Genomic DNA, 9,901 nt, shown 5'->3' with positions numbered 1-9,901 from the left:
TGCTCAGGGCTGTCCGGGCACGGATGAGTCTGGCCCGGACGCGGTGCTCCGCCTGCAGCGTCTGCTGCCTTTCCGTTCTGATCGCCACGAAGCGCATCCCGGGGCGGCTGACAGCCTCGCAGATAGCTTCGGCATCGTTGGCATCATTCTTCTGGCCTTTAAGATAAGGCTTAACCAGCCGGGGCGGGATAATGCGTACGGTATGCCCCATACGGGTCAGCTCCCGGGCCCAGTAGTGGGCAGAGCCACAGGCTTCAATACCGATAAGGCACGGTGAGAGTTGGGTGAAAAAGGCCGCCATGCGGTCACGGCGCAGGGTTTTACGAAGGACAACATGCTCACGGTGATCCACGGCATGTATCTGGAAGACATTTTTTGCCAGGTCGAGACCAATACGTTTAATATTCATGATGGACACCTCCTCCAGTTAACTGTAGGTACACCTCAGTCTGGCACTTTGATGCCGTAAGGGGGAGGTGTCCATCACATCGGGCTACGGGCCAGCAGACGGCTGTATACCTGTAGCCCGGCTAAGCGCAGCGCGAGCCGGGGAGAGATTTCCATCCGGGAAAGGCCTATATGGTAACCATCCCGCGGACGCCTTCGGCTTCCATATCGCTGCCGCTGCCCTGTTGGATAATCGCCCCGCGCGACATCACCAGGTAGCGGTCCGCCAGCCCGGCGGCGAAATCGTAGAACTGCTCGACCAGCAGGATCGCCATATCACCGCGATTCGCCAGCTGGCGGATAACTTCGCCAATCTCCTTGATGACCGACGGCTGAATACCTTCCGTCGGTTCGTCAAGAATCAGCAGCTGCGGGCGGCTGGCCAGCGCGCGGCCAATGGCCAGCTGCTGCTGTTGCCCGCCGGAAAGATCGCCCCCGCGCCGCTGCTTCATGCTTTTCAGCACCGGAAACAGCTGATAAATCTCTTCCGGCACCGCGCGCGCGTCGCGGGCGGGAAAGCGGGACAGCCCCATCAGCAGATTCTCCTCAACCGTCAGGCGTGGAAAAATCTCCCGCCCCTGGGGCACGTAGGCGATCCCCGACTGCACCCGCTGGTGCGGTTTACGGTGGGTGATATTCTTCTCCTGCCACAGCACCTCGCCGCTGCGCGCCGGGATCAGCCCCATCAGGCACTTCAGCAAAGTGGTTTTCCCCACCCCGTTGCGTCCGAGCAGGCAGGTGACCTCCCCCTGACGCGCGGCAAAATCGACGCCGCGCAGAATATGGCTGCCGCCATAATATTGATGTAGTTGATTAACCTGTAGCATCCGCGCTCCTTAGCGTCCGAGATAAACTTCAATTACCTGTTCGTTGGCCTGCACCTCGCGCAGCGATCCTTCCGCCAGCACCTGTCCCTGATGCAGCACCGTCACCCGGTCGGCGATGGTCTCGACAAAGCCCATATCATGCTCAACCACCATCAGCGAATGCTGACCGGCAAGGGTGCGGAACAGCTCGGCCGTATACTCCGTTTCTGCATCGGTCATCCCGGCTGCGGGCTCGTCCAGCAGCAGCAGATGCGGCTCCTGCACCAGCAGCATGCCGATCTCAAGAAACTGCTTTTGCCCGTGCGACAGCAGCCCCGCCGGCCGATGGCGTTCGCCCTCCAGGCGCAGCAGGCGCAGGGTTTCGCTGATTCGGTCGGCCTGCTCGCTGTTCAGGCGCGCCCGCAGGCTGGCCCACACCGATTTATCACCTTTCATTGCCAGTTCGAGATTCTCTGCCACCGTCAGCGCCTCAAAGACCGTCGGTTTCTGGAACTTGCGTCCGATCCCCTGCCGGGCGATGGCGATGGGATCGAGGGTCGTTAAGTCCACCGACTGATCGTAAAGCGCCCTGCCGCTCTGCGGCCGGGTTTTGCCGGTGATGACGTCCATCAGGGTGGTTTTACCGGCGCCGTTCGGCCCAATCACGCAGCGCAGTTCGCCGACGCCAATCTGCAGCGACAGGTCGGTCAGCGCCTGAAAACCGTCAAAGTTGACGTTAATCTTTTCCAGCTGCAGCACCGGATCGGTCTGCTCACGAAAACGGTCCGTCGGCAGCTGGCGGGTAAAGAGCTCTTCATCCGGTTGCATCAGCGATCTCCTTTACGCAGCAGGCCGATAACGCCACGCGGTAAAAACAACGTCACGATAATAAAAATCAGCCCCAGAAACAGCTGCCAGTACTCCGGCATCGCCATGGTAAAGTAGCTCTTCGCGCCGTTGACCAGCCCTGCGCCAAGCACCGGGCCGATTAGGGTTCCACGACCGCCCAGCGCCACCCAGATGGCCGCCTCGATAGAGTTGGTTGGCGACATTTCGCTGGGGTTGATGATCCCGACCTGCGGCACGTACAGCGCCCCCGCAAGGCCGCACAGCACGGCAGAAAGCGTCCAGACCAGTAGCTTAAATCCGCGCGGGTCGTAGCCGCAGAACATCAGGCGGTTTTCAGCATCGCGCACCGCCGTCAGCACGCGGCCAAATTTGCTTTGCGCCAGCAAATAGCCAATCCACAGAGTGAGCAACAGCAGCAGCACCGTCGCCATAAACAGCGCCGCCCGGGTACCAATGGCGGTGACGGGGAAACCGAGCAGCGTGGTAAAGCCGGTAAAGCCGTTATTACCGCCAAAGCCGGTTTCGTTGCGGAAAAAAAGCAGCATTCCGGCGTAGGTCAGCGCCTGGGTCATGATCGAAAAATAGACGCCTTTGATTTTCGAGCGAAAGGCAAACCAGCCAAACACCAGCGCCAGCAGACCGGGCACCAGCACCACCAGCAGCATCGCCCAGGCAAAATGCTGGGTGCCCCACCAGAACCACGGCAGCTCGCTCCACGATAAAAACGACATAAAGGCCGGTAGTCCGTCGCCCGCCGCCTGGCGCATCAGATACATGCCCATGGCGTAGCCGCCGAGGGCAAAAAAGATCCCATGGCCAAGCGAGAGCATCCCGGCATAGCCCCAGACTAAATCCAGCGCGACAGCGACAATAGCGTAGCAGAGGATCTTACCGGTCAGCGTCAGCAGCCAGGCGGAAACCGCCAGCGGATGCGTAGCAGGCAGCAGCGCCAGAAACGGCATACTCAGCAGGCCCAACAGCAGCAGAATGCCGATCCACCGCAGCGGGCGCGGCGCTTTGCGCGCCAGCGTTAAGGTAACAGGTTGGCTCATCAGTCAATAACCCTCCCTTTGAGGGCGAACAGTCCCTGAGGACGTTTCTGGATAAACAGGATAATCAGTACCAGTATCAGGATTTTGCCCAGCACGGCCCCCATTTGCGGCTCAAGGATTTTGTTAAAGATGCCAAGACCAAACGCCGCCGCCACGCTGCCGGCCAGTTGACCGACGCCGCCGAGCACCACCACGAGGAAGGAGTCGATAATGTAGCCCTGGCCCAGCTCTGGCCCGACGTTGCCGAGCTGCGATAGCGCAACGCCGCCCAGTCCGGCAATACCGGAGCCGAGACCAAACGCCAGCATATCGACCCGGCCGGTAGGGACGCCGCAGCAGGCCGCCATCGCGCGGTTCTGCGTCACCGCCCGCACGTTCATCCCGAGGCGGGTTTTGTTCAGCGTCAACCAGGTGAAGAGCAGCACCAGCAGCACAAAGGCCAGTACCGCCAGACGGTTCCACGGCAGGATAAGATTCGGCAGAATCTGCACGCCGCCGGAAAGCCACGCCGGATTGGCGACCTCGACGTTCTGCGCGCCAAACAGCATCCGCACCAGCTGGATCAGCATCAGGCTGATCCCCCAGGTGGCCAGCAGCGTCTCCAGCGGGCGACCGTAGAGATGACGGATCACGGTGCGCTCCAGCGCCATGCCGATCCCGCCGGCAATCAGAAACGCCACCGGCAGCGCAATCAGCGGATAGAAGGCCAGCCACTGCGGGGCCAGCTGCGCCAGCGCCTGCTGAACCAGCCAGCAGCTGTAGGCGCCAATCATCAGCATTTCGCCGTGGGCCATGTTGATGACCCCCAGCAGTCCGTAGGTGATCGCCAGGCCGAGCGCGGCGAGCAGCAGGACAGAGCCGAGGGAGAGGCCCATAAACGCCTGTCCGAGCAGATCGCCCAGCAGCAGGCGGTGCTGGATTTTGCTCAGGCTCTCCTGCGCCGCCGTGCGGATCGCCGGGTCTGGCTCATGCCGGGCGTCGGTATAAGGCGTCAGCAGCGCCTGGGTTTCCGGGTCGCCTGAGTGACCGAGCCGTTCAATGGCCGCCAGCCTCTGCGCAGGCTGCGGACTGGTTAGCTGCAGACGAGCAAGCGCAATTTCCAGCAGCGATTTGACCGCGCCGTCGGTTTCCGCCGTCAGGCGCTGCTGTAACAGGACCGCCATTTCTGGCGTCGCTTCGCGCTGGAGGGTTTTTGCCGCAGAGGCCCTTTCCGTGACGTTGTCACTGACCAGCTGATGCGTGGCCAGCGCCCCTGCCGCGAGGTTACGCAGACGATTGGTCAGGCGTACCGGTTTTATTGTTCCTTCGGGAGCCGCAACCGCGCCCAACGCCAGTAGCTTATCACCCTGCTTGCTGAACGCATGACCGCGACTGTCCGATTGTAATGTCTCGCTTTTCAGCGCCCTTAGCAGCGGTAAACGCGGCGCTGCAGGCGCGACGGCCCACTGCTCAAGCAGCAGCGCCTGTTGGCTGCGGGTGGCTGCCACGAAATCGTCGGCGTCGGCTGCCTGCGCCCGCCACGGCATCAATACCAGCAGCAGCGCAAAATAACTCATAAGGCGCAATGGGTTCATGGTGGTCCTCCTTACCCGGGAAATCGGGCCGTGCCCGAACGACAGAATCCGTCACCCCGGCTTAGCGCCGGGGTTCAACGTTTAGTTACTGGCGCTTTTTACCGGGTGATCCGGTTTTTTGTCGTTTCCGGCGATCCACGGGCTCCACGGCTGGGCGCGAACGGGTGCTTCAGTCTGCCAGACCACGTTAAACTGGCCGTTGCTTTCGATTTCACCGATCATGACCGGTTTATGCAGGTGATGGTTGGTCGCATCCATCGTCAGGGTGAAGCCCGACGGCGCTTTAAAGGTCTGACCGGCCATGGCTTCCCGAACTTTATCGACATCGGTGGTCCCCGCTTTGGTTACCGCCTGGGCCCACATATGCAGACCGACCCAGGTTGCTTCCATCGGATCGTTGGTGACCACACTATCCGCGTTCGGCAGCTTATGCGCTTTGGCCCAGGCGCGATAATCGGCGACAAACTGTTTGTTGGTAGGGTTATCCACGGATTCGAAGTAGTTCCACGCCGCGAGATTGCCCACCAGCGGTTTGGTATCAATCCCGCGCAGCTCCTCTTCACCCACCGAGAAGGCCACTACCGGAACATCGGTCGCTTTTAGCCCCTGGTTAGCCAGCTCTTTATAGAACGGAACGTTGGAATCACCGTTGATCGTGGAAACCACCGCCGTTTTACCGCCGGCGGAAAACTTCTTAATGTTGGCGACGATGGTCTGGTAATCGCTATAGCCGAACGGGGTATAGACCTCTTCGATGTCTTTATCCTGAATGCCTTTGGCGTGCAGGAACGCGCGGAGAATTTTGTTGGTGGTGCGCGGATAAACGTAGTCGGTACCCAGCAGGAAGAAGCGCTTCGCCCCGCCGCCGTCTTCGCTCAGCAGATATTCCACCGCCGGGATAGCCTGCTGATTTGGCGCTGCGCCGGTGTAGAAGACGTTCGGCGACATCTCCTCGCCTTCATACTGTACCGGGTAGAAAAGCAGGCCGTTCAGCTCTTCAAATACCGGCAGAACCGATTTGCGCGACACCGAGGTCCAGCAGCCGAACACCGCCGCGACCTTATCCTGCGTAAGCAGCTGACGCGCCTTTTCCGCAAACAGCGGCCAGTTTGAGGCCGGGTCAACGACCACCGGCTCCAGCTTTTTACCCAGCACGCCCCCTTTGGCGTTAATGTCGTCGATCGCCATCAGGGCGACCTCTTTAAGCGGGGTTTCGGAAATCGCCATCGTCCCTGAGAGCGAATGCATAATCCCGACTTTGATGGTGTCGGCGGCGTATACCTGCAAGGAGAAGCCCATGCTGATAACAGAGGCGGAGAGAGCAAAAGCTTTTAATAGTGTTCGACGCTGCATGTGTGTCACTCCTGAATAGCGCAAAAACAAAAATGAATTAACGACTAACCGGAAGTGATAAGGCAAAAACAATGCCAGCTTTTGCAGGGGCGTGAAAGCGTGATGAACCAGACGGGAAAAGCGAAGCGACGGGCAGCGTTGCCTTAAAATAGTGCAACGCTGCGCTATAAAAGCGTTACCAGACCTGAGCGGCGATACCGGTGACCAGACGGACCTTGTCCCACTGCTGGGCTTCCGTCAGCGAGTTCCCCTCTTCGGTAGAGGCAAAACCGCATTGCGGGCTAAGGCAAATTTGCTCCAGCGGGACGTACTGCGCCGCCTCCCGCAAACGCGCCTTCACGCCTTCCGGGTTTTCCAGCTCGCCATTTTTAGTGGTGATCAGACCCAGCACCACCTGCTGATGGCCAGGGCGGATAAAGCGCAGCGGCGCGAAGTCGCCGGAACGGTCGTTATCGTACTCCAGGAAGAAGGCATCGATGTTCACTCCACCGAACAGCACTTCGGCAACCGGCTCGTACCCGCCCTCGGATATCCAGGTTGAACGGAAGTTACCGCGGCATACGTGCAGACCAACGGTCAGATCCTGCGGTTTTCCCTCCAGGGCCTGATTCAGCACGCGGGCATAGATGCGCGCCAGCTCATCGGGATCTTCGCCGCGATCGCGTACCTGCTGGCGCTGTTCATCGGAGCACAGATAGGCCCAGACGGTGTCATCAAGCTGTAAATAGCGGCAGCCCGCATCGTAGAAGGCGCGGATGGCATCGCGCCAGGTGGTCGCCAGATCGTCGAAATAGTCAGCGAGGTCCGGATAAACCGTCGCGTCAATATCTTTGCGCCCGCCGCGGAAGTGTAAAACGCTTGGGCTGGGGATGGTCATTTTCGGCTGCGCGCTGCCGCTGATGCTCTTCAGATAGCGAAAATCCTCCAGCATCGGGTGATCGCCAAAAGCCAGTTTACCGGTGACGCGTACCCCGTGCGCTTTGGTCTGTACTCCGTTGAACTGAATACCCTTTTCGGAATCGTAGCGTTCGACGCCCTGTAAACCGTCAAAGAAATCAAAGTGCCACCACGCGCGGCGGAACTCACCGTCGGTCACCACGTGCAGCCCGCACTCGCACTGCTGCTGCACCAGATGACGAATAGCTTCATTTTCTATCTGCCGTAGCTGCTGCGCGTCAATAGCGCCTGCAGCCAGCTGTTGGCGAGCCTGTTTGATGGCGTCCGGACGTAAAAAACTGCCGACGATATCTGCGCGGAACGGGGCCTGATGACGTTGCATGGTGTCTCCTTAGCGGCGGGCAAGGTTAATTGCCCACCGTGATAGTTCATTATTTGAATATTTAGACTTCTGGATGTCTATATGTCCAGATACTGTCATGCAGACGATTCATCGGCAAACGAGAATAATTCATGGCACATGAAATAAATTCATTTTGCGAAAGGTAGCCCTTCATCTTCCCAGCCTGTCAGGCCGCCGAGCATCATTTTTACCGGACGTCCCAGCAGCGCCAGCTTCATGGCGGCAACATCTGCTCCGTTACAATGCGGCCCGGCGCAGTAAACCACAAACAGCGTATCCTCAGGCCACTGCGCCATTCGGGTTGCATCAATTTGTCGGTGCGGTAAATGCAGGGCCCCCGGCAGATGACGACGGGCAAAGGTTTCCTCACTGCCGACGACATGTAGCAGAACAAAATCCACCTCTTCTTCGCGCATCGCGCTGTAGACATCGGCGCAGTCAGTTTCGAGGCTTAGCTTATGACGAAACCAGGCGGCGGCATCGGTAGAGCTGGCGGGGGTAATCGCGGTTACAACACTCATGGCATCTTCTCCTTGTCTGTGGTACCACTACTTTAATTAACCGCCTGCACGACATCTGCCGATAACCATGACTGAAAACGCTGAAATCATGACAATCCCATCAGTGACGTTGTCACGCCACCGGGTGGTTGCCCTCGCCTACGATGGCCTGTGTACCTTTGAATTTGGCGTCGCGGTAGAGATCTTCGGCCTGCCGCGTCCGGAAATGGGCGAGCGCTGGTATCGTTTCGCCGTGGCCGCGGTGGATGAAGGCGAGCTGCGGGCAACCGGCGGGATACGTCTGATGACCGACGGCGGCATGTCGTTGTTAAGCGAAGCGGACACGATCGTAGTGCCCGGCTGGCGCAGTATCGATTCCTCTGTACCGCCTGACCTGTGCCAGGCATTGGTTGCCGCCCATGCGCGGGGCTGCCGGATAATTTCGATCTGCTCCGGGGTGTTCGTTCTGGCCGCTGCCGGGTTGCTTAACGGCCGCCAGGCGACCACCCACTGGCGCTACACCGATCAGCTGCGGGCGCGTTTTCCGCTGATTGAAGTCATTGATGACGTGCTGTACGTCGGCGCTGAGGGCGTGATGACCTCCGCAGGCAGCGCCGCAGGAATCGATTTATGTCTGCATCTGGTGCGCGAGGACTTCGGTATTGATGCGGCGAATATTGTCGCGCGGCGTTTAGTGGTGTCCCCCCATCGCGACGGCGGACAGGCGCAGCAGATTGTTCGGCCGGTAGCCAAAGCGCGAGAAAGCCAGCGACTCGGACTATTATTCGATTTTCTGCACCAGAATCTCGCCGCCAACCATACCGTGGCATCGCTGGCGGAAAGAGCCGGTATGGGCTCACGGACCTTTTTACGCCGTTTTGAAGACGCTACCGGTAAAACCCCTGCCCGCTGGCTGCTTGATGAGCGACTGCTGCGCGCGACCCAGCATTTAACCCACAGCCGCCTGAGCGTTGAGCAGATTGCCGAGCTTTGCGGTTTCGCGAATGCCAGCACCCTGCGCCATCACTTCCGCCAGCAGTATGCGCTTAGCCCGTTGCAGTATCGAAAAAAGATGCAGAGTGAAACAAACCGAGCGTAATTTATCAGCGATACTGTCGCTCGGAGGAATGTGGTAAATGATTGTTTTGCTGGCTCTGTTACTTCACGTGTCATCTTAGATACGCGCATATCGCTAGTGCGAGACACTGGGCCGTCAATTCATATTCTATGGCCAGTGAACGATAAGCCTGGCCGGAAAAATCGTGCCGGCATATTGATACCGACCGAAAGCGACTACGCGGTTATTCATTCAAAAGCAAAGTGAAAACCACCGCAATTGTCGTCGTCTTTTATCGATATAAATCAGTCTGCGGAGATGAGCTTAAAAGAAATAAACCGCCCGAAATAAAAGGCGGTTTTTTGAATATCCTGACAGCCGTTATTTAATGACATCCGGGTCTTCAGGGACTACCGGATCGTTTACGTCCGGACTTTCAGGTAAATCTTCGTCAGGTAAAGGGTCAGTACCCGGTAGCGGTTCAGTAATATCTGGGCGTTCTACCATAATGCCTCCTAAACAACGTGTGAAAGGGCTATTTGCTTTTGTTCGGTTTCTGGCTGCCTTTATCATCTTCAGGCATTTTTTTCGGCTGTTTTGGCTGGTCTTTTTCTGAATTTACAGTTGAAGATTTCATAGGAAACTCCATTAGCATATGTAGCGTTGTGCTACTCGTTAACTATAGTGCAGAATGAATTATAGCTAAGGAGTTATTGAGTAAATCGCTATTCAATGAGGTAATTTTTAATATGAGTATTGATATCGTTAAAGATTATTTAAAAAGTATTTTTTTACCGCTTGTGCTTGTTAATTACCAATTTCCTGCTGCTCTGTGTGGTTTCGCCAATGGCTGTATCCTGCGCCATCAATTCGGCCAGCAGTAGATGCTTAGCCCGTTGCAGCATCAAAAGAGTATACAGCCTGACCGATAGGCGGCTTTTTGGTCTGTGAAATAGTCACTTT

At 57.8% G+C, this 9,901-nt stretch carries 11 protein-coding genes; 2 read left to right on the top strand and 9 right to left on the bottom strand.

The window, feature by feature from the left end; translation table 11 throughout:
- From ABLV12_RS08240 to ABLV12_RS08205, 8 genes are all read right to left on the bottom strand, one after another.
- Window positions 1-409, bottom strand: a 409-nt coding sequence (locus ABLV12_RS08240; protein WP_348866975.1) for an IS110 family transposase, incomplete at its 3' end; no start/stop codon positions are given.
- 166 nt (window positions 410-575) lie between these two features.
- Window positions 576-1,274: an urea ABC transporter ATP-binding subunit UrtE gene (urtE, locus tag ABLV12_RS08235; protein ID WP_004102361.1), complete on the bottom strand. Its 699-nt coding sequence runs from the start codon at window positions 1,272-1,274 to the stop codon at window positions 576-578.
- 9 nt (window positions 1,275-1,283) lie between these two features.
- Window positions 1,284-2,081: an urea ABC transporter ATP-binding protein UrtD gene (gene urtD, locus ABLV12_RS08230; protein WP_004113299.1), complete on the bottom strand. Its 798-nt coding sequence runs from the start codon at window positions 2,079-2,081 to the stop codon at window positions 1,284-1,286.
- Entirely contained in the window at window positions 2,081-3,154 is a 1,074-nt protein-coding gene (gene urtC, locus ABLV12_RS08225; protein ID WP_004102363.1) for an urea ABC transporter permease subunit UrtC, read from the bottom strand. Before urtC ends, urtD begins: the two co-directional genes overlap by 1 nt.
- Window positions 3,154-4,728, bottom strand: coding sequence for an urea ABC transporter permease subunit UrtB (gene urtB / locus ABLV12_RS08220; RefSeq protein WP_160886243.1), 1,575 nt, complete (start codon window positions 4,726-4,728; stop codon window positions 3,154-3,156). The genes urtC and urtB overlap by 1 nt, the downstream gene beginning before the upstream one ends.
- A gap of 81 nt (window positions 4,729-4,809) precedes the next feature.
- Entirely contained in the window at window positions 4,810-6,081 is a 1,272-nt protein-coding gene (gene urtA, locus ABLV12_RS08215; protein WP_004102365.1) for an urea ABC transporter substrate-binding protein, read from the bottom strand.
- A 175-nt stretch (window positions 6,082-6,256) separates the two neighbouring features.
- The gene (locus ABLV12_RS08210; protein WP_004113301.1) at window positions 6,257-7,360 is read right to left on the bottom strand and encodes a cobalamin-independent methionine synthase II family protein; all 1,104 of its coding nucleotides are present in this window, start codon (window positions 7,358-7,360) and stop codon (window positions 6,257-6,259) included.
- Window positions 7,361-7,509: 149 nt separating this feature from the next.
- Window positions 7,510-7,902: a rhodanese-like domain-containing protein gene (locus ABLV12_RS08205; RefSeq protein ID WP_142471981.1), complete on the bottom strand. Its 393-nt coding sequence runs from the start codon at window positions 7,900-7,902 to the stop codon at window positions 7,510-7,512.
- 67 nt (window positions 7,903-7,969) lie between these two features.
- Here ABLV12_RS08205 and ftrA point away from each other — a divergent pair, with 67 nt between their 5' ends.
- Window positions 7,970-8,980, top strand: coding sequence for a transcriptional regulator FtrA (gene ftrA / locus ABLV12_RS08200; RefSeq protein ID WP_335269566.1), 1,011 nt, complete (start codon window positions 7,970-7,972; stop codon window positions 8,978-8,980).
- A 339-nt stretch (window positions 8,981-9,319) separates the two neighbouring features.
- Here ftrA and ABLV12_RS08195 read toward each other — a convergent pair whose 3' ends face one another.
- Entirely contained in the window at window positions 9,320-9,445 is a 126-nt protein-coding gene (locus ABLV12_RS08195) for a hypothetical protein (RefSeq protein ID WP_004102372.1), read from the bottom strand.
- Window positions 9,446-9,687: 242 nt separating this feature from the next.
- Between ABLV12_RS08195 and ABLV12_RS08190 the strand changes: the two genes are divergently transcribed.
- Window positions 9,688-9,822, top strand: a complete 135-nt coding sequence (locus tag ABLV12_RS08190; RefSeq protein WP_348866974.1) for a hypothetical protein — start codon at window positions 9,688-9,690, stop codon at window positions 9,820-9,822.
- Window positions 9,823-9,901 lie beyond the last annotated feature (79 nt).

This window comes from Klebsiella sp. CN_Kp100 (assembly GCF_040065315.1).
Taxonomy (GTDB): Bacteria; Pseudomonadota; Gammaproteobacteria; order Enterobacterales; family Enterobacteriaceae; genus Klebsiella; species Klebsiella oxytoca.
This window is presented reverse-complemented; position numbering and strand designations above follow the sequence as displayed.